Source organism: Enterococcus sp. JM9B (genome assembly GCF_009933265.1).
Taxonomy (GTDB): Bacteria; Bacillota; Bacilli; order Lactobacillales; family Enterococcaceae; genus Enterococcus_C; species Enterococcus_C songbeiensis.
In genome coordinates, this window is record NZ_MAEK01000003.1 from 246,514 (window position 1) to 267,900 (window position 21,387).

Consider the following 21,387-nt stretch of genomic DNA (forward strand, 5'->3'; position numbering starts at 1 on the left):
GGAAAAATCGTCCTGCTTTTCTTTATTCAAAAACAAATTGATTGTGGTAAAGCTCTGCATAAAATCCTTTTTGTTGCAGCAATTCATGATGATTGCCTTCTTCAATCACCTCACCATCCCGTAAAACAACAATACGGTCGGCATTTAGAATTGTTTTTAAGCGATGGGCGATCACAAAGCTGGTCCTTCCTTTGATTGCTTCGTCCATTGCCTTTTGAATCTTGGCTTCTGTTACCGTGTCAACGTTACTGGTGGCTTCATCCAAAATCAAAAGGGCGGGATTGGTAATGATCGTCCGGGCAATACTAATCAACTGTTTCTGACCAGTACTAAAGAGATTATTTTCCTCAGTGATTTCTGTTTGGTACCCTTGCTCCAAGTCCATGATAAAGTCGTGGATATTGGCTTGCTTGGCTGCTGCGATCACTTCTTCATCGGTTGCTTCCGGCTTACCAAAAGCAATATTTTCTTTGATCGTTCCTGAGAAAAGAACTGAATCTTGTAAAACGATTCCGACATGCTCTCGCAAACTTTCCAAGTCCAACGTCCGAATATCGGTTCCATCAAAAGTTACTGAACCACTGTTTACATCATAGAAGCGATTTAACAGATTCATAATGGTCGTTTTTCCTGAACCCGTTGGTCCAACCAACGCAATCATTTCTCCTTTGTTCACTTTGATCGAGACATCTTTTAAAATCAAACGATCACTATCATAGCCGAAATCGACATGATTCAAAGCAACGGACTCTGTTACAGATTGAACTTTTCCACCATTTTCCGGTTTGACTTCTTCTGGCTCATCAAACATTTCATTTAGTCGGCGTGCACCAGTAACAGCTAATTGGATCATGCTATATCCGGAAGAAATCTGCATTAACGGTTGATAGTATTGTTGGGAATATTGAACAAAGGTCACTACAAGCCCTAACGCAACGGAGCGTTCTAAGTCACCGTTCAATGCCAGCCATCCGCCAAAGAAAATCACGATGGCGGTATTTACCAACGCCATTCCCTGCATCATAGGAAACAATAAACCGGAATAAACTTGTCCTTTATAAGTAGCTGCTCGAACTTTTTGATTGTGTTCGACAAAACCTGCAATTGTTTCTTCTTGCAAACCATTAGTGATGATAATTCGTTGACCGCTGATTTTTTCATCCATATAACCGTTTAATTTTCCCACTTCATCTTGTTGCAGGTCAACATATTTACGGGCTTTACGGATCACGATAACTGCAATCAAAACGGCAACTGGTGTAGACGCAATCGTTGCCCATGCTAGTTCAACATTTTGTCGAAACATCATGATCAAAATACCGATCAACAACACGCCATTTGTCAAAAATTGCAGCAACGCTTGGTTCAAACTGTTTTGAATATTATCTAAATCACTGGTAAACCGACTCAAAATTTCTCCGTCTTGATGCGAATCAAAAAAGCGAATCGTTAATTTTTCCAGCTTATTGAACAAACCAATCCGCATCCGATTCGTCGATTTCCCAACCACTTGAGTGAAAAGGATACTATAAACAAAACTCGCGGCACTAGCTAAAACGTAAAACAGCAACAACTTCCAAATCACAGCAATAAACTTGCTCTTGTCATCAACCCCCTGCATCAGCCCACCGATATAAGCAGCCAACTCATTGAAGGCATCTCCGATATATTGCGGCGCTTTTACTTGTAGATAGGTTGCGATAATGACCGTCACGAAAATAAAGAAAAAGGAGAGCTTGTACCGTTTCAAATAATGGTAGAAAAATTTACTTGCTTTCACTAAATCTGTCATGGCTACTCCTCCGTTCCTTTTTGTGTTTCAAAAATTTCTTGGTAAATCGGATTGGTTGCGGCTAATTCCTCGTGGGTTCCTTCTCCGACTAATTGTCCTTTGTCCAATACCAAAATACGATCTGCTTTCACCACTGAAGCAATCTTTTGAGCAATAACAATCGTGGTGGTATCTTCTAACTCGTGATCCAAGGCTTCACGAACCAATTTTTCAGACCGTGCATCCAACGCACTAGTAGAGTCATCCAAAATCAAGATTTTAGGATCACCGATTACGCCACGAGAAATTGAAAGCCGTTGTTTTTGTCCGCCAGAAAAATTATTGCTGCGTTCAGCAACCGGTGCTTCGTATTGATCCGCCAGCTTTTCAATAAATTCTCTTGCTTGAGCGATTTGTGTAGCACGAGTCATGTCCGGTTCAGTGGCATCTTTTTTTCCTTGCCGCAGGTTTTGAGCAATCGTCCCTGAAAAAAGGATCGCTTTTTGCAATACGAAAGAAACCGTATGGTGTAAACTGCGTTCATTGACTTTTTTCAAATCAATGCCTCCAATTTTGATCGTTCCTTCCGTTGGATCAAACAAACGAGGAATCAATTGTGCCAAGGTAGATTTCCCGGCACCCGTTGCACCGACGATTCCAATCATTTCACCTGGCTTGATTTGGAAACTAAGATCCTTCAATGTATCTGCATCGTCACCGGGATAACGGAAAGAAACATGTTCAAAAGAAACACTGCCGTCTAGTACTTGTTCAGGAACATCCGGATAGGTGATGTCTGGTTCGGTGGCTAAAATTTCTTTGATCCGCTTCAAGGAAACTGCGGCTCTTGAGGTCATCATCATCATCATTCCACCGATAATGATTGCCATCATAATCTGCATCAAATAATTCATGAAAGAAGCGATTCCGCCAATCATGGTTGGATCATCTTTTGCCAAATCACTGACAAAGAAAATCGCACCAACAACAGCTAAATTTGCTGCCAACATAAAGGATGGGATCATTACTGAAAATAATGTTCCTACAATGATATTGTGTTCCGTCAGTTTGTCACTGACTTTCGAAAAGCCCGCCAACTGATTTCTTTCTTGAACAAATGATTTTACTACACGAATGCCCAAGAGATTTTCTTTGGCAATACTGTTCACTTTATCGATCAAATTTTGAATAATCATGAAATGCTTGCCCATTTGTGTGAAGGATAATGCGGTGATAATCAAAACAGCAACGATCAGCACAACAATAATCCACCACAATTGTGGCAAAGTATACATTGCTAAAATAAAGCTTCCGATAAATAAAAACGGAATGCGAAATAAAGATTGCAATGCGATCATAATCAGATTTTGGATTTGAGTTACGTCATTTGTTAAACGCACCACGAGATTTCCAGCGGAGAACTCTTCAATATTTCCAAATGAAAAGGTCTGGATTTTGCGGAAGGTCTCCTCTCGAATATCTGCACTGACTCCTTGAGCGACCTTTGCTGAAAATATGGTATTAAATACGCCGGCAATCAGCCCCAAAACAGCTAATCCGATCAAATAAATTCCTAATTCCTTCATTTTGTCGTTGTCTTCCAGCATGATTGCTTCCAATACTTGCTGAAGCAATTTTGGCTGCCATAAAGATGCCACGACCATCACTGCAACAGAAACCAGTGAAATTAAGACGGGTGCTTTATAATTCTTCACATGCTTCATAATTAAATCCATTGGCGCTAACCCCCTTTATAAAATTGACAGTCTTTATTTAACACTGTAAAATAAGACCGGGTAATAATTTACCATGATTGAAAATTTTATGCAAGAAGAATGCAATAAAAAAAGAAAAAAGGATGAAATTATGGAACCGAAGCTTTCAAAAGAACGAATTATTCACGCTGCCTTTGATCTTTTAGCAGAAAAACAGACCATTGCCGGTCTTTCTATGCGCACCCTCGCAGTAAAATTAGACATCAAAGCACCGGCTCTTTATTGGTATTTCAAAAATAAACAAAGCCTTCTGCAAGCGATGGCAGAAGTCATGGAGGATCACTTAGTTTTGCCGGATTCTTCTTTGCCATGGAATCAACAAATCGCTGCCTTTATGGCAAACTACTATGATTTGTATACTGAATTTCCCTGCGGCGCAGAATTGGAGATCCATACGATTCCGGCTTTTCCCAGTCGCCTTCTCCATCTTCAGCAAATGATGACGCTGCTTAAAGAGGCTGGCTTTTCCATTAAGCAAAGCCACAATACGATCAATGCGTTGCATCATCAGTTGATTGGTCAATTGATGGATCAGCAGCAAGAGGCTCTTTTGAAACAAGAGGTATTACGCGGAAAAAAAGATATGCAGGAATACGTGCAGTTTATGCATCATTTCACCAAAGAACACCAGTTGCGAGATATGTCCTCAGTACTTGCTAATCGCCAAAAAGAAAATCCTAAGCAAGATTTTTTGACCGGTGTCGCGATCTATCTCGATGGACTGACCAAATTTTTAGAAAATAAACACAAGGAGAAATCTGAATAGCGGATTTCTTTTTTTTACAAAAAATAAATTGATGCCTAAACCCGTGCTAACAGCTTTCTGCATTTGGTGATGCTATACTGAATAGGAAGGGGGAATTTTTATGGCACAAGGTGGTTTTGGCATGCGTTCCTTTACGAAAGACAACTCCGTCAAAGGAACAAAATTAAAAAAAGGTACGACCAAACGAGTATTGACCTACGCTGCGCCCTACAAATGGTTGCTGGCACTTTTTCTTTTCCTAATTATGCTGAATGCTGCAATCGGCGCACTGACACCTTTGATTTTAAAAACGATTATCGATACAGGAATCACAAACGGGGATATTCCCTACATCGTAAACTTTTCCTTATTGGCAGGAGGTTTGGCGATTGCCAGTGCCTTTTTGACGTTAGGTGAACGGTGGCTTTCCTCAAAGATCGGTGAAGGGGTTATTTTTGATTTACAAACTCAATTATTCCAACATATCCAAAAAATGTCCTTATCCTTTTTTTCTCGAACAAAAACCGGGGCCTTGGTGCAACGAATCAATGGAGATGTAACTGGCGCCCAGGCAGTTTTCACCCAAACCTTATCCAGTATTTTCAGTAATACGTTATCCGTCACCTTCGTTTTGATTGCGATGTTTTCTATGTCTTGGCAGCTGACACTGGTAGCCCTGCTACTGGTACCGGCATTTATTATCCCTGCCCGAATCGTTGGACCGAAGCTAGCGAAATTAATGCGAGAATCCTATGATTTAAAAGCAGAAGCCAATCAATTATCAAATGAACGCTTTAATGTTGCCGGGGCACAACTTGCTAAAACTTATGGCACTCCGGAAAGCGATGCCCAGCAGTATTCTGAACAAATTCGCAAAGTCCGGGATTTAAGTATCAAGCAAACTTTAACAGGGTCTCTTATGCGGGTGACGATCGGTACGGTTAGCGCTTTGTCAGTCGCTGTTGTTTACGGCTTGGGTGGTGTGCTGGCAGTCAGAGGTACCTTGACCGTCGGAATTGTTGTGGCGTTAGCCTCTTATTTGAATCGCTTGTATGCCCCAATCACTTCATTATCGAATGTTCAAGTAGATGTATTGACGGCGATGGTCAGTTTTGAACGAGTTTTCGAAATTTTAGATTTAGAGCCGAGTGTTAAAGAATTACCGAATGCCCAACCATTGACAGATTATGTAAAACAAAATGGCGGAAGCATTACGTTTGATCAAGTTGATTTTCGTTACCCGACCGTCAAAGAAGTTTCTCTGGCTTCTTTAGAATTGATGCCGGGAGCCGAACGGGAATCGGAGGAACCGATTTTGAAAAATGTTTCCTTTACGATCCAACCTGGACACATGACTGCACTAGTCGGTCCCAGTGGCGCCGGCAAATCAACTCTATCTCAACTACTAACACGCATGTACGATCCACAACAAGGAGAAATCAGAATCGGCGAGTTTCCTTTAAAAAATGCAACCTTGGATTCGGTGCGGCAAACCATCGGTGTCGTCAGTCAAGATGCTCACATGTTTCATGACACGATTGCAAATAATCTTCGCTATGCCAAACCAGATGCGACACCTTCAGAAATTGAAGAAGCATTGAAAGAGGCCTATATTTGGGAACTCATTTCTTCCTTGCCGGAGGGAATTGATACAGTGATTGGTGATCGCGGCTATCGATTATCCGGTGGTGAGCGCCAACGATTGGCGATTGCCCGCTTACTGTTAAAAGCACCAGCTATCGTGATTTTAGACGAAGCCACTGCGCATTTGGATTCTGAAAGTGAGCATTATATCCAAGAAGCACTAAAAACTGCGCTGGCGGGGCGAACGTCCTTAGTCATCGCCCACCGCCTTTCCACTGTACGAGAAGCGGATCAGATTCTGGTTTTAGAAAAAGGACGAATTCTTCAGACGGGAACCCATGAAAAATTGATCCAAGAATCCGGTCTTTATCGAGAGTTGTATCATTTACAATTTGAATGATTTTTTCCAGATAAAAACCCATGACACCCACATATTTGTGGGCGTCACGGGTTTTTTTATTTTGTGACTAAGGCATCCAAACTAGCAACTGCTAAAGCCATTTTTCGAATTTTTTGCAATTGTGCCAAACGATTATTCCGTACAGCTTCGTCTTCCACCATTACCATGGTTTCGTCAAAATATTGTTCAATCAATGGTCGCAACGCTGTCAATGCAGCGTAATTTTCTTCCATTGTTTGTTGAGCAAATTTCGTTTCCAATTGTGCGACTGCTTGATACAATTCTTTTTCTGCTTGATTTTCAAACAGTGTTTCGTTGATTTCAGCTTTTTCCGTTTTTTTAGCCAAATTGATTACACGCGTCAACGCTTCAATCGATGGTTTAAAATCTTGATCTTCCAAATGAGTATGCAGCATCTTTGCCGCTGCGAATAATTGAGTCATATCTTTTTGTTCCGCATTGATTACAGCATCAATTACATCATGACGAATGTTTTTGGTTGTCAGGAATTGACGCAGACGTCCTTTGATAAAATCAATGACTTCCTGTTGACCCTTTTCCAATTTGATTCCATACAATGCTTCATCTTGATTAATTTTTTCGTCAATCACTTCTTGCAAAGCCGCGATTGGGAAACGCCAGCCTTTGTTTTCGATGATTCGCACGATACCATAGGTTTGACGACGCAATGCATACGGATCGTTGGAACCACTTGGTATCATTCCCACTGCAAAGAAGGAGAACAAGCTGTCCAATTTATCGGCAATAGCTAATACTGCACCAATTGCTGATTCTGGTAACTCCCCTTCGCTGGAAATTGGTAAATAATGTTCGCGAATTGCTTGGGCAACAGCTGGTGTTTCTCCTTGCAATAGCGCATATTTTTCACCCATGATTCCTTGCAATTCAGGAAATTCTCCCACCATATTGGTAACCAAGTCGAACTTGTAGATTTCAGCTGCTCGGGCTAAATCCGTTAATTCTGCATCAGACAAGCCGACTGTTTCACCGATGATTTGGCTGGCAACAGCAACCCGTTGCATTTTTTCATAGATACTGCCGATTTTTTCATGGAAAGTAACATGTTTTAATTTTTCCACGCATTGATCAATCGTTAATTTTTTATCTTCTTTATAGAAAAATTCCGCATCTTCTAAACGAGCTGTCAGAACTTTTTCATTTCCTTTAATCACGTTATCGATTTTTACACGATCACCGTTACGAACGGAAATAAAATGCGGCAACAACAAGCCCTCTGAATTACGAACATCGAAATACCGTTGATGCTCTTTCATGGAAGTAACCAATACCTCTTCTGGAACAGAAAGATAGTTTTCCGCAAAATTTCCGACAAAAGCAGTTGGGTATTCCACTAGATTGGCAACTTCTTCCAACAACTCTTCATCCAACGCAATAACCCACTTATTTTCCTCTGCAATAACTTGGATTTGATCGGTAATCATTTTTTTCCGCTTCACAGGATCAGCAATCACAAATTGCTCTGCTAATTTTGTTTCATACTCATCCGCATGAGCAAAAGTTACCTCTTCGCCAAGAAAACGGTGCCCGCGGGAATGACGGTCGGTTTTGACATCCAAAATTTCAAAAGGGATGACTTCCTCATCTAAAAGCGCTACAATCCAATGAATTGGACGAATATAGGTGAAATCATAGTTGCTCCAATGCATTGTTACTGGGAAAGTCAGACTTGTGATGACTTCTTTCAACCCAGTTAACACTTCTTTCGCTGTTTTTCCTTTGGTTTTTTTCGTAACATAGACGTATTCCACACCCTTTAACTCTTTAAAGGTGATTGCTTCCGTCGTCACTCCTTGCCCCCGAACAAATCCTTGGGCAGCTTTTGTCCAGTTTCCCTCTGCATCCAAAGCAATTTTTTTCGCTGGACCTTTCACTTCTTCTTGGGTATCTTCTTGTTTTTCAGCAAGATTGGTCACATGAATCGCTAACCGTCTCGGAGTTGAAAATGCCCGAATTGTTTCAAAGGCTAAATGATGATCCGCTAAAAAGGCAACGATTTTATTCTCTAACTGTTGCATACTTGGGGTGACAATATGTGCAGGAATTTCTTCCAAACCAATTTCAAGCAATAGATTTTTCGCCATTTTATTTTTCCTCCTTGATTAGTTCTGCGGCAACCTCAGGATCCAACAAGGGATATCCTAGTTTTTTCCGTTCAGCAACAAAAATTTTCGCTACCGCCCGAGCCATATTACGGATTCGTGCCAAATAACCTGCACGCTCTGTCACGGAAACAGCCCCCCGCGCATCAAGCAGATTAAAGGTATGGCTGCATTTTAAAATGTAATCGTATGCTGGATGCACCAAGTCTTGATCGATACAGCGTTTTGCTTCTGCTTCAAATTTATCAAAATTTTCTAGCAACATGTCTTGATTACTGATTTCAAAGGAATATTTAGAATGCTCATATTCTGGTTGTTTGAAAATTTCGCCATATTTTACGCCATCCGCCCATTCCAGATCATAGACACTTTCGACTTCCTGAATATATGAGGCCAAACGTTCCAAGCCATAAGTAATTTCTGACGTTACCGGTTTGCAAGGCAGTCCGCCCACTTGTTGGAAATAGGTGAATTGGGTAATTTCCATTCCGTCCAGCCAAACTTCCCAGCCTAAGCCGGCACACCCCATCGAAGGATTTTCCCAGTTGTCTTCAACAAAACGGATGTCATGTTCTAATGGATCAATCCCTAAAAGTTGCAAACTTTCCAAATAAAGTTCTTGAATATTTTCTGGTGATGGTTTCATCACTACTTGAAATTGATGGTGTTGGTACAACCGATTCGGATTTTCTCCATAACGGCCGTCTGCCGGACGACGAGAAGGCTCTACATAAGCCGCATTCCAAGGCTCCGGTCCAATCGCCCGCAAAAAAGTATACGGGCTCATGGTTCCCGCCCCTTTTTCTGTGTCATAGGCCTGCATCAACATGCACCCATTGTCTGACCAAAATTTTTGCAGTGTTAAAATAATGTTTTGAACGGTCATTTTTGTTTTCATTTTCCTGCTCCCTTCTTAACTCCTGAACTATTTATTTTCTATGTGCCGAAAATTTTTACAAATAAAAAAGTCCCTATGTCTATAAATAGACATAGGGACGAAAAAATTCGCGGTTCCACCCTACTTCCGAGAATTCCTCGGCAGCTTTGTTTAAACAGCTCCATAGTGCCTTCACCTACACTTGACTTTCTGACTTCCACTGTCTCAGAATCGCTTTGAATCAATACCTGCAAGCTACTTATTCTATATCAACGCTGTAATTAATGTTGAATAAAGAATACCCTCAATCGTAAGATTTGTCAATAGAGTCCCTTCATGTGTTCCCGGTCTCGTTGCAACTGATGTTTCCTAAAAAATTAACATTTAATTAAACAACATCCATTTCCAACTAAGCATTACTTTTACCAAGCCTTTACCTGATGAACTAAAATAGAAAAGCTTCTATCAAACGAAGAAACGAGGGAAAACAAAAAAGCACTCATAAACGGGTCCCTCCTTGAGGTAGGGATTGGATGAATACTTTTTTGCGAGAAATTTCAATAAAAACTCTTTTATATTGATTATTTATTTCTTAAAACTGCTTCCTGTCCGTCAACCTGTGCTTTTGTCAATAGGTAGTTTTCCGGAACTGCCCCCGGATCAGAATTGATTGCATAACCAATGTAACGAGAATCATAGATTGTTTGATCTGCTGAAGCGCCTAATGTTAGAGTTTTGGACCAAGTATAGTAATCAAAGACACCTTTTGTGAGTGTTTTAGCTGTTTTCTCTGTGAAGATTTGATCAGCTAACTTCTTTGCTTCTTCCGGCTTGTAATCGAGACCACCATTAGCAACTAATTCTGCATACTCTGTCATTACCGAATCGTCTTTGAAAGCCTGATAGACATTTTCTTCAAAGGGAGTTGGTTCGAAATAATCAATCGCTTGGTAGGAAATTGATTGAGATTCAATGGTATTCCCTGTATTATCCGTTGTTTCTTTATAATCCGTCAACTTTTGCTTTTTAGGCGCATGATATTTTACTTCCTTCATGTTTGCCAGTAGTCCCTCACCCATATACTTCGTAATGACTGCATTGTCTTCAGAGATTGGTTTCATAAGATAACTGAACTCACTTAACATTCCAAAAGGAGCATTTTCATCCGCATCATCGTCACTAAGATGTTGCATTTTCTCATCGGCTTCTTGAGTGATGATTTTTACATTAGAAAACGTCACGTAGTCTACACCGTTGCGTTTTTCACTGCCTTTATCTCCAAGATAATGCAACGTTCCCCAACCGTAAAGCAAATTTTTGATATTTTCATCGCCCCACAAATCATTTTGTTGACCTACTCGATTCGTGCTATCGTCGCCATCAATGAAGTTTTGTACTTCTTTTGAAGAGATATCAAAATACTTTTTATCTTGCTTTTTAGCAAGTGCGATTGTTTCTTTGTCACTTAATTTGCTGACGGATCCAAGCGTTACATCGGGATCTTGAATCTGGTAACAAACTATCTTTCCATTATCTAATACATAGATTTCATTGACGGTATCATCTTTACTAATTTGAAAGCCATCATTCTCATTGGCAGCGGCTTGTACCCATACGTAGGTTCCTTTCCCTTTGGCTTCTTCAACGAACGACACCGTTTTTGCCGTTGTTTTTGTCGTCTTACCTGAGGCTCCGTTACTTCCGGAGCAGCCACCCAACAATAATACTGCTGCCGCCATTGTACCAACAACCAACCATTTGTATTTTTTTACATTTTTCATCCTTGCAGATCCCTTCGATCTTTTAGTGCGATATTTCCTATCAGCGATACGTTTTATTACAGAGCCGTTGCTTTGCATACCGAACTATAATATTTTGTACGAATTTACGTAGCAAAATTAGTATAGATTTTAACTAGCAGCAAGTCAACATCCTCAGCAAAATAGGTTACAATTTCTCCTCCGGTGGTTTCAACATCTTCTCCCAATCATGCATTTGATCGATAAATTTTTTGCTTTTTAAATGCAAACCGACATATTCTTCATACAATTCATCAAGTATCTTACGGATGGCTTGTTTGGTCTCCGGCTTTACTTGGATCGATTGAATCTGATCGTAAGAAATTTTGGCAAATAGTCGCAAAAAATGGATTCCGCGAGCATCAGCATGATAACGGTGAGGATCGTTTCCCCAGTGTCGTTCACACAGGACACCGTTGTATTTTGACGAGTAATCAAATTTTCCCGTTGTTTCTCCACAAATGGCACATTGATCCCAAATCGGTGAAATTCCGAAACGATTTAACAGCTGCACTTCAAAAATATTGCAGATAATCTCGGGATCGGCACCTTCATTGATTTGTATTAGTCCCTGTTCAGTAAAATGAAACAAATGGGGATCATATAATCGATCTTCAATTGCAGCGTCTACTAAGTTCAGCATATAGGTTGCATAACCTGCTAAAAAAATATCCTCCTGAATTTTATGGAAAGGCTGCACCTCTTTGGCCCCATTCAAGAAAGAAAGTCCCTCACTTCGAATGGTGCCAAAATAGACTGCTTCGGTAAAATTCATTAATGCTGGCGTCAGCGGGTTATTTTTTTTGTGGGCTCCTTTAACATAAAACATTTGTTTGCCGGCAGATTCTGTAAAAATTTTGACCAACTTGTCTTTTTCTTTATGGTCTCGTGAAAAAAGAATCAATCCTTTAGTTTCAGAAAGCTGCATGTCATTCTCCTTTAAAAAAAGCATGGGATGCTGAATAACTCACCCCACACTCCTATCAATATTCGTCTTTGCGGTAGCCATAATCCTGCAAGTAATGCTGTTTGTCCCGCCAGTCTTTTTGCACTTTGACCCAAAGCTCCAAAAAGACTTTATCTCCCAATAATTGTTCAATATCTCTCCGGGCTTTTGTGCCGATTTGCTTCAACATTTTTCCACCCTTACCGATGATAATGCCCTTCTGACTGTCTCGTTCGACAATAATCGTCGCTTGGATTCCAACTTTATCATTTTCGTTTCGCTTCATTGAGTCCACCACAACTGCGACGGAATGAGGAACTTCATCTCGTGTCAGCAATAGAACTTTTTCCCGAACCAATTCCGAAACAATAAAATATTCCGGGTGATCCGTAATTTGATCTTCAGGAAAATATTGGGGGCCATCCGGCATATGAAGCATCAAAGTATCCATCAATGTTTCAAAATTATTGCCTTCCGTTGCGGAAATCGGCACGACTTCGGCAAAAGGCATTTGTTGGGAATAGTCCTCAATGATTCTTAACAAATCATCTGGGTGGACCTTGTCAATTTTATTAATAACTAAGAAAACGGGTGAGCTCACATTTTTTAGCCGTTCGATAATAAAATCATCCCCCCGTCCCCGCTTTTGATCCGCGCTAATCATGAACAGCACGGCATCCACTTCCCGCAAAGCGCTGTAAGCTGCTTCCACCATAAAATCTCCAAGACGATGCTGAGGTTTATGGATTCCCGGTGTGTCGATAAAAATAAGCTGTGCTTCTGGTGTTGTATACACCCCTTGAATCTTGTTTCGCGTCGTTTGGGCTTTATCACTCATGATAGCGATTTTTTGTCCCACGATTCGATTGAGTAAGGTTGATTTGCCAACGTTAGGTCGCCCCACAATCGCTACAAATCCTGATTTATGTTCTGACATTTTTTTCCTCATTTCTTAATGAAAAATCCATAGATAAAGTTTAGGTAGAAAAAGGATCATTCCCACCACAATCGCAAAAAGTGCCGTCAATAAAACTGCCCCGGCTGCCATATCCTTCACTTTTTTTCCGATGGGATGAAAGTGAAAGTCCGTAAACATATCGACAATGTTTTCAAAAATCGTATTGATAATCTCTACAAGCCAAACAAGAAACACGGCTGCGAGCAGCCAAAGCCACTCCATTCGGCTAAGTTGAAAAATAATTCCGGCAATCAAAGCCAGCAGACCAAATACCACATGCTTACGCATATTCCGTTCTTCTTTAAATACAGTTTTAATTCCCGTGTAAGCAAATTCAACCGAAGTTATAAAGTTCTTATTTTTCTTTGTATTTCTATCGTTTGAGTCCATAGGCATCTAAGATTTCTTTCTGTAGGCTAAACATGACCTTCTCGTCTTCTGGGACCATATGATCGTACCCGTTGATGTGCAAGAAGCCATGTAGGGCTAGGAAGCCCAATTCACGATCATAACTGTGACCATATTCTTCGGCTTGTTCTCGGGCGCGTTCGATTGAGATCATAATATCGCCCAATTCTCGTGGCAGAGAAACTTCTTCCTCAAAAATCACCGGAACCTCCCCCTCGCCGGTTTCCTCCAACGCAAAGCTGATGACATCAGTAGGTGCATCTTTGCCGCGATACTCACGATTGATTACCTGAATTGCCGCATTATCCATGAAAGTCACGGACATTTCAGTGTTTTCCGGAAGTTCCAAATAATTTGCGGCAAATTGCAGCAGCTCGTCAATCTCGTGGATTTTGTTTTCGGAAACAGAATTTGTTTCATCCATAAAGGTAATTTCCATTATTCTTCGCTTCTTTCTTGTTCTTCTTTCATTTTTTCCGCTTCGGATTTCATTTTTGGATATTTAATCCGAGAATGGAAGGTACTGCACAATCCGTTAACCAGTGATTTTTCAATCTGATTGATTTCTTTCAAAGTTAATCCAGTATCGTCCAACTGACCATCTAAAATACGATCCACGATTAGGTTATGCACGAAAGCCCGAATCTTTTCATTCGTTGGATTATCCATCGCCCGCACTGCTGCTTCACAACTATCTGCGATGTTTACGATACCGGCTTCCCGCGTTTGCGGTTTGGGGCCGGGATACCGAAATTCTGCCTCAGTAACTTCCGGATTGCGTTCCTGTGCTTTGATATAGAAATACTTCATCAAGGTTGTTCCGTGATGCTGGCGGCAAATATCAATGACCATTTGCGGCATTTTTTCTTCTTCTAAAATTTTGGCACCATCGATAACGTGACCAAAAATAATTTGTTTGCTGTCTTCTGGAAGCAGAAAATTATGAGGATTTTCTGCTCCTGCCGGCAGATTTTCAACAAAGAAATTAGCATGTTTCAATTTGCCAATATCATGGTAGTAGCAAGCAACTCGAGTCAATAATGAGCGTCCGCCAATTTCGGCAACTGCATTTGCGCTGAGATTTGCCACCATCATACTGTGGTGATAGGTTCCCGGTGCTTCTTCCAGAAGTTGTTTCAATAACGGATGATTGGGATTACTAAGTTCATTAAGCACGATCACACTGTTATCCGTGACCAGCAGCTCAATATACTGATGCAACCCCATCGTCAATAAGAAGGATAAAATATTTCCCGCCAAACCACAGATAACTGTCATCCAGGTTTTTGAATCAGAAAAATTCATCCCTTGGAAGACGATCAATACTAAGGTCATCAAGAAAGGAAACACGATGATCCACATTACTGCCGGCCAGCCTTGTTTTGAAATCCGCTCCCGCTTAACAATCGCCCCCATCATCCCTGAAAAAAGATAGGAGATTAAAATGATTGTCAACAGATTCGTTCCAATCGCGTCATAGTAGATAAACAAAGAAGCGATCACCTGAAACATCGCAGCTAAAATTCCCGTTCGTCGATTGACAAAGAAATTCAAGACCAACGGAACAAACGCTGCCGGGTAAAACAACGGAATATAAGGGATCAATTCCGTTTGAAAAATTTGGAAAAACTTCATTAAAACAATACTGAACACCATTGCAACGGCATAAAACGTCAATGCGTTCATTTTAGACTCATCCCCGTGAAATTGACGGGCAAAGTACGCCATAACCGCAATTTGTAAAAGAAGGGCTAAAATCATGGCAACGATTGGAAAAATTGATGTGTTTTGACTAGTCAAACCTAACAATTTTAGTTTTTCAATCACAGTAGCATCGATTTGAGAACCTTCCCGAACCAAAATTTCACCTTGATAAATCATCACCGGCTGAACCGAATCGCGGGCAGCGTCCCGCAATTCTTCCGTCCGTTTTTCATTCAAGAAATCATTGATGACGATTCCTTGATCCAATAGATAATTGATTGCTCGTTGATTATTGTCACTGGTAGAAAGCTTAGAAACCGATTCAGAAGCTTGATTTTTTGCTCCTTCCAAATCACTTTCTCGAATTTGTTTGCCCATTTCCCGATCAAGAATTGACAGCGCATTGGTTTCAACCGTTGAAACATCTGTATCCGTCAGCGTAAAAATAAGCTGATAAAATTGGCTGGAGATTCGTTGATAAAAGGCAACGGTCTCTGCATCCAATTTTTCAAATTCTTTTTTTAGCGCTGCCACGTGTTCATCCACGGTTGGTTTAGGGATTGTTGTGCCTTCTTTGGCATCTTTTTGCGCTTTTTCGTAATCCTCGGCCAAATTTGTTTTGACTTGTCGAATCAAGGTAAAAAGCTGTGAGATTCGATCGTGCTGCGTATTTGCCAGATCCTCTTGATAGGTATATTCCGGCGTGACCGCCTCGGCAGCCAGCTTGCGCTTTTGTTCTGTGGCAGCCGTGTTTTCAATCGTCTTATTTGCCCGGATACTTTCACTTGCTACCTGACCTTCTTGATAATCAACATTTTTTTGCTTCACACTTGTAAAAAGTGTCAAAAAAAGACTGCCGAAAAAAAGAAGGAACAACAGCGGCAAATAAGCTTTCCCGAGTTTTTCACGAATTTTTTGAAGGGGTTTGATAATCATCTTCTCACCTCCTGAGAATCTCTCAATTACTTCGTATCGCTTTTTAAACTGGCCTTATCGTAGGCTTCAATGATTTCTGCAACGACTGGATGACGAACGACATCCCCAGCTTCGAAATTGACAAAAGCAATTTTTTTAATAGGTTGCAACGTTCTTTCCGCATGTACCAGACCACTCATCACGCCTTTTGGCAAATCGATCTGGCTGGTATCGCCATTAACGATCATTTTAGATTGATACCCTAACCGGGTCAAAAACATTTTCATTTGGGCAATCGTGGTATTTTGTGCTTCATCTAAGATTACAAAGGCATCCTCTAAAGTCCGTCCCCGCATATAGGCCAACGGTGCAATTTCGATGATTCCCCGCTCCATCAGTCGATTGGTATGATCCACACCGAAAATTTGATACAGTGCATCATAAACCGGACGTAAGTAAGGATCGACCTTTTCTTTCAAATCTCCCGGTAAAAAGCCCAGGTTTTCTCCGGCTTCTACGGCAGGTCTAGTCAAGATGATCTTTTGCACTTCGCCTTTTTTTAACGCAGCAATCGCTAAAACTACCGCTAGAAATGTTTTTCCGGTTCCTGCTGGTCCCACACCAAAAACAACGTCGTGGGAACGAACGGCATCTACATATTTTTTTTGTCCCGAATTTTTTACCCGGATAGGTTTGCCGGTCCGGTCTTTTAGGATTTCTTCTTCATACATGGCAATAAAAAAATCAAGACTGCCTTTTTCAACCATTTTTAAAGCAGCAACGACATCTGGCGTTCCTACATGAATTCCTCGATTGATTAAGGTCTGTAATGCTTGAATCACTGCCTTTGCTTTTTTGACTGATTCCTTCGTTCCCTCAAGTTGGATCATTTCTCCCCGAGAGCGGATCGTCGTTTCCGTATATTCTTCAATCAATTTGATATGATTGTCATGAGCGCCTAACAACATGCTGATGTCATCGGCCTCTGTTAATTTTATTTCCAGAGAAGTCGTTTCTTCTGTCAAATAGGTGCATCTCCTTTGCTGATCTTTACTCCCCAATAATACCACACTCTATGTAAAAGAAAAATATTCCCTTTTCTCTGCGCGTCACTCCACGTGAGAAAGAAAAAAATTGGGGCAAAGATCAATTGATCCTTGTCCCAATTCACAAATCAACGAAATTATTGTAATAACTCTTTGACGATCGCGTTGACTTGGTTACCGTCTGCTTTGCCCTTCACTTGCGGCATCACAGCACCCATGACTTTACCAAATTCCTTTGGTGAAGCAGCACCAGTCTTTTCGATCGCTGCAGCAACGATTTGACGAATTTCTTCTTCAGAAAGTTGTGCAGGAAGATATTGTTCAACAATAGCAATTTCAGTTTTCACTTTTTCTGCCAAATCTTCACGACCTGCTTTTTCAAACTCAGTCAACGAATCACGACGTTGTTTCATCTCACGAGACAATAACGTCAATTCCTCTTCCTCATTCAAATCGCGACTCGCTTTGATCTGTTCGTTTTGAACGGCGGCTTTCAACATGCGAATCACCTGCAATCTGTCCTTATCCTTTGCTTTCATCGCTTGTTTCATATCATCGTTCAGTGTACTTAGTAGTGACACACTACCAGCTCCAGTTCTTCAAGTAGCCGAAAACTAGAATTTTTTGCGTTTTCTAGCTGCTTCAGATTTTTTCTTGCGTCGTACGCTAGGTTTTTCATAGAATTCACGCTTGCGAGATTCTTGTAAAGTACCGGCTTTTGACACGGAACGTTTGAAGCGACGAAGAGCATCGTCAAGAGATTCATTTTTGCGAACCACTGTTTTTGACATGTAAATTCCCTCCCTCCGAGCCTAAAAAGTAACCGTTTTTGTCATTGAAATTTTAATCTCAAAAAACAAGACTGTCCTTAAAAAATTATAACCAAGTAAAATTTGGGTGTCAAGATATTCCACGAAAAATTGCAAATACTTTCGCCTAAATCGGTCTTTTCTGCAAAAAATTACGATTGACATGCCTCACAACGACCTAAAATCTCAAATCGGTGTCCTTCAATCTTGCATCCGGGTAATTGTTCCTCAAAAAAATCCATGGGACAAATCGTCAATTCTTTTGTTTTTCCGCAGACGGTACAAATAAAATGATGGTGGTGATGATGTCCTTGGTAACAATGAAACCGAAATTTCATCTCTCCGTTCAAATCGGTTTCTTCCAATAAATCAATTTCTGCAAAATCATGCAAATTTCGATAAACAGTGTCATAGCTTAAACCTGGAAATAAGTCCGTCATATGCTCGTGTACTTCTCGAGCAGACACATAGCGATTGCGTTTGACTAAAAAGGTAATCATTGCTTCTCTTTTTTTGGTATGTTTAAACCCGCTTTTTTTTAATGTGGTCATTGCATGGTCGAGTAACGTTTGAACTGCCATTTTTTCGCTCCTCCTAAATCAGAATGATTACGAATTAAATCTCTTCTGTATGGTATAATAGATTATCTAAAAAAACAAGTGAGGTTTTTGCAAAATGACGAATGAGGAACAAATTTTAACCTTTTTTGTAATTTCCGATTCCGCTGGAGAAACGGCAACCAAATTAGCACAAGCGGCAATGGCCCAATACTCGACAGTTGAATTCAATCTTTTTCGCCGAACCTTTGTCAATGACAAGGAAACATTGCTGAAAGCTTTGGCAGATGCAAAAAAACAGAATGCCTTGGTCTTACACACCATGATTAACGAAGAATTGGTGACTATCGTCAAGGAATTTTGTGAAGAAAGCCAGTTATTTAGTCTTGATATTTTAAATCCGGTTGTACTGGAAATCCAAAAACGTAGCGGAATCACTCCCTCCAGAGAACCTGGTGCACTGCATCACCTGAATGAGAATTATTTTAAACGGATCAAAGCGATGGAATTTGCTGTCAAATATGACGATGGCAAAGATCCCCGCGGTTTTTTAGAAGCCGACATTGTCTTGTTAGGTGTCTCCCGCACCTCAAAAACACCCTTAAGTTTGTTTTTGGCAAATAAAAATTTGAAGGTCGCCAACTTACCGCTGGTCCCGCAAGCCCACATCCCCAAGCAACTATGGGAAGTTGATCCAAAGAAAATTGTCGGTTTGACGAATGATCCAAACGTGCTGAACAGTATTCGTAAGGAACGGATGCGTTCGTATGGTCTGAATCCAGATACTGCCTATTCCGATATTGAAAAAATTCGGGCAGAATTAGAATTTGCAAACGACCTCTACCAAAAATTAGGGTGTGTAGTCATTAATGTAGCGACTCTTTCCATCGAAGAAACAGCTTCCTTAATCATGAATGCTCTGGATCTAGAAGACCACAGCTACTTTGTTACAGAATCCAATGACAATTAAAAAAGAACTGTTTGCAGACAACCAACAGATAACCGTTGGAAATTCTGCAGACAGTTCTTTTTTTAAAAGACTTGAACACCTTCTCGATCGATTTGTAAAAATTCAACTGCAGCATGAGAGGATAGTTCCTTCAAACGGCTGATAATTCTCTCGCTTTTGGTAGTTGAAGCTAATACCATCACGGTGGGTCCTGCGCCGCTTAAAAAGCAGCCATATCCCCCTTCTTCATGACAAACCTGTCTCACAGCAGGCAAATGGGGAACGAGTCGCTGACGATAAGGTTCGTGCCACCGATCTTGCTCCATCATTTTTCCAGCAAGGGGAAGATTCCCTTTGATTGCGGCAGCGATCATCACGTTGGCAACACTGCTGGCTTTAATCGCTTCTGCAAAGGGCAATTCCCGCGGCAAAACTTGTCGGCTCTCTTTTGTCAAAAGCTCTTCATTCGGGATAAATGCGATGAACCCACAATCGGGAAAATAGTGTTTGACGTAATCGGTCTCTCCATCCAACGAACTTGCTACGACAAAATCGCCGCAAATAGCGGGTGCCACATTGTCTGGATGTCCTTCAAATTTTGTAGCCAATGCTACTTTTTCCTCTTCTGTCAGATTCAAGTGCTGCAAACGATTGGCCAGCTCGATTCCTGCTACTACTACGGAAGAACTGCTGCCCAAGCCGCGAGCAACTGGGATATCCGTGGTCATTTTCAAGCGATGGGGAGTAAGCTCCGGCGCGACCTGTCGTGCAATTTCAATCAGCAGATTTTTTTCATCGCTGGGAATTTCGTCAGATAAATTGTGGTCGATCTGCCATTCTTCACTTTGACCGATCACTTCAATAACCAAATAGCGATTTAACGCAATTCCGCAAGAGTCAAAACCCGGACCTAGATTGGCACTTGTTGCCGGCACGCGGATTTTCATAGTTTTGCCACTCCTTCACGAAGATGGCTGCGCATTTCTTCTACATCACTCATTTTGTGGATGATCGTATTTGTTGCATTGATAGCAGTATCGGGATCTTTTAATCCATTTCCAGTGAAGACCGCAACAACAGTTTCACCTTGTTTGATTTTTCCAGATTTCACATGTTGGATTACACCAGCAAGAGATGCTGCTGATCCCGGTTCAACAAAGACACCATCTTGGCTGGCTACTTTACGGTAAGCATTGAGAATTTCTTCGTCTGTAACTGAATGGATATAGCCATTTGATTCGTCACGAGCGGCTTCAGCTAATTTCCAACTTGCTGGATTGCCGATTCGAATCGCTGTCGCTACAGTTTCAGGTTGCTCGATTACTTGTCCCTTGACGATTGCTGCGGCACCCTCTGCTTCAAATCCATGCATTCTTGGTAATGTGGTGCCTTGTTTTTCGTGCCATTCTTTGAATCCTTTCCAATAAGCGGAAATATTTCCCGCGTTACCTACTGGGATTGCTAACACATCGGGAGCTTTTCCTAATTGTTCACAGACTTCAAAAGCGGCGGTTTTTTGCCCTTCCAATCGATAGGGATTGACAGAGTTGACCAAAGCAACAGCTTCTGTTTTTGCAATATCACGAACGGCTTTCAATGCTTCATCGAAGTTGCCGGGAATGGAAATGATATCGGCACCATAAATAATTGCCTGTGCCAATTTTCCCATTGCAATTTTGCCATCAGGAATGACAACGTATGCCTTGATACCGGCTCTTGTTGCATAGGCTGCGGCTGCGGCACTGGTATTCCCAGTAGAAGCACAAATAATTGCCTTTGCCCCTTCTTCTACAGCTTTTGCTACCGCCATAACCATTCCACGGTCTTTAAAAGATCCGGTGGGATTCAAGCCTTCATATTTTCCATATAAATTAATTCCCAGTTCTTTAGATAAACTAGTTAGCGGAATCAAAGGAGTATTCCCTTCTGCTAAAGAAAGCTGTGGTGTTTTATCGGTGATTGGTAAATACGCTTGATATTTTTTTAGTAATCCTTCATACATG

At 41.1% G+C, this 21,387-nt stretch carries 19 protein-coding genes; 3 read left to right on the forward strand and 16 right to left on the reverse strand.

Translation table 11 applies throughout. The features are described 5' to 3' along the window. Positions 1–22: 22 nt before the first annotated feature. Both BAU16_RS01555 and BAU16_RS01560 read right to left on the reverse strand, forming a co-directional pair. Entirely contained in the window at positions 23–1,792 is a 1,770-nt protein-coding gene (locus tag BAU16_RS01555) for an ABC transporter ATP-binding protein (protein ID WP_048604957.1), read from the reverse strand. A 2-nt stretch (positions 1,793–1,794) separates the two neighbouring features. Then, the gene (locus tag BAU16_RS01560; protein ID WP_161526276.1) at positions 1,795–3,507 is read right to left on the reverse strand and encodes an ABC transporter ATP-binding protein; all 1,713 of its coding nucleotides are present in this window, start codon (positions 3,505–3,507) and stop codon (positions 1,795–1,797) included. 130 nt (positions 3,508–3,637) lie between these two features. Here BAU16_RS01560 and BAU16_RS01565 point away from each other — a divergent pair, with 130 nt between their 5' ends. After that, positions 3,638–4,312 carry a TetR family transcriptional regulator gene (locus tag BAU16_RS01565; RefSeq protein WP_161526277.1) on the forward strand — a complete coding sequence of 225 codons (675 nt, stop codon included), beginning with the start codon at positions 3,638–3,640 and terminating at the stop codon, positions 4,310–4,312. A 100-nt stretch (positions 4,313–4,412) separates the two neighbouring features. Further along, entirely contained in the window at positions 4,413–6,275 is a 1,863-nt protein-coding gene (locus tag BAU16_RS01570) for an ABC transporter ATP-binding protein (RefSeq protein WP_202621224.1), read from the forward strand. 56 nt (positions 6,276–6,331) lie between these two features. Here BAU16_RS01570 and glyS read toward each other — a convergent pair whose 3' ends face one another. The 12 genes from glyS to BAU16_RS01630 form a co-directional block, all read right to left on the reverse strand. Then, positions 6,332–8,398 (reverse strand): glycine--tRNA ligase subunit beta, encoded by a 2,067-nt coding sequence (gene glyS, locus BAU16_RS01575; RefSeq protein WP_161526278.1) that lies wholly within the window; start codon positions 8,396–8,398, stop codon positions 6,332–6,334. 1 nt (position 8,399) lies between these two features. Further along, positions 8,400–9,314, reverse strand: a complete 915-nt coding sequence (gene glyQ, locus BAU16_RS01580) for a glycine--tRNA ligase subunit alpha (RefSeq protein WP_048604953.1) — start codon at positions 9,312–9,314, stop codon at positions 8,400–8,402. A 560-nt stretch (positions 9,315–9,874) separates the two neighbouring features. Continuing rightward, entirely contained in the window at positions 9,875–11,074 is a 1,200-nt protein-coding gene (locus BAU16_RS01585; protein WP_048604952.1) for a hypothetical protein, read from the reverse strand. A gap of 166 nt (positions 11,075–11,240) precedes the next feature. Further along, a complete protein-coding gene (gene recO / locus BAU16_RS01590; RefSeq protein ID WP_048604951.1) occupies positions 11,241–12,020 on the reverse strand; it encodes a DNA repair protein RecO in 780 nt (259 codons plus the stop codon). Between the two features lie 55 nt (positions 12,021–12,075). After that, entirely contained in the window at positions 12,076–12,975 is a 900-nt protein-coding gene (gene era, locus BAU16_RS01595; protein WP_048604950.1) for a GTPase Era, read from the reverse strand. 15 nt (positions 12,976–12,990) lie between these two features. Then, the gene (locus BAU16_RS01600; RefSeq protein ID WP_171000791.1) at positions 12,991–13,386 is read right to left on the reverse strand and encodes a diacylglycerol kinase family protein; all 396 of its coding nucleotides are present in this window, start codon (positions 13,384–13,386) and stop codon (positions 12,991–12,993) included. Then, positions 13,370–13,843, reverse strand: a complete 474-nt coding sequence (gene ybeY / locus BAU16_RS01605; RefSeq protein WP_048604948.1) for an rRNA maturation RNase YbeY — start codon at positions 13,841–13,843, stop codon at positions 13,370–13,372. Before ybeY ends, BAU16_RS01600 begins: the two co-directional genes overlap by 17 nt. Next, positions 13,843–16,044: an HD family phosphohydrolase gene (locus BAU16_RS01610; RefSeq protein WP_161526279.1), complete on the reverse strand. Its 2,202-nt coding sequence runs from the start codon at positions 16,042–16,044 to the stop codon at positions 13,843–13,845. The genes ybeY and BAU16_RS01610 overlap by 1 nt, the downstream gene beginning before the upstream one ends. 26 nt (positions 16,045–16,070) lie before the next feature. Beyond that, entirely contained in the window at positions 16,071–17,048 is a 978-nt protein-coding gene (locus BAU16_RS01615; protein WP_137605067.1) for a PhoH family protein, read from the reverse strand. 158 nt (positions 17,049–17,206) lie between these two features. Continuing rightward, complete coding sequence (locus BAU16_RS01620) at positions 17,207–17,650, reverse strand: GatB/YqeY domain-containing protein (RefSeq protein WP_048604945.1); 444 nt, start codon at positions 17,648–17,650, stop codon at positions 17,207–17,209. Positions 17,651–17,683: 33 nt separating this feature from the next. Further along, positions 17,684–17,860: a 30S ribosomal protein S21 gene (rpsU, locus tag BAU16_RS01625; protein ID WP_002287321.1), complete on the reverse strand. Its 177-nt coding sequence runs from the start codon at positions 17,858–17,860 to the stop codon at positions 17,684–17,686. Between the two features lie 170 nt (positions 17,861–18,030). Continuing rightward, a complete protein-coding gene (locus tag BAU16_RS01630) occupies positions 18,031–18,459 on the reverse strand; it encodes a Fur family transcriptional regulator (RefSeq protein ID WP_048604944.1) in 429 nt (142 codons plus the stop codon). Positions 18,460–18,553: 94 nt separating this feature from the next. Here BAU16_RS01630 and BAU16_RS01635 point away from each other — a divergent pair, with 94 nt between their 5' ends. Then, entirely contained in the window at positions 18,554–19,405 is an 852-nt protein-coding gene (locus BAU16_RS01635; RefSeq protein ID WP_137605066.1) for a pyruvate, water dikinase regulatory protein, read from the forward strand. A 62-nt stretch (positions 19,406–19,467) separates the two neighbouring features. Here the strand turns inward: BAU16_RS01635 and thrB are convergent, their stop codons facing one another. Then, positions 19,468–20,331 (reverse strand): homoserine kinase, encoded by an 864-nt coding sequence (gene thrB / locus BAU16_RS01640; RefSeq protein ID WP_161526280.1) that lies wholly within the window; start codon positions 20,329–20,331, stop codon positions 19,468–19,470. Beyond that, entirely contained in the window at positions 20,328–21,386 is a 1,059-nt protein-coding gene (gene thrC / locus BAU16_RS01645; protein WP_161526281.1) for a threonine synthase, read from the reverse strand. Before thrC ends, thrB begins: the two co-directional genes overlap by 4 nt. Between the last annotated feature and the right edge of the window lies 1 nt (position 21,387).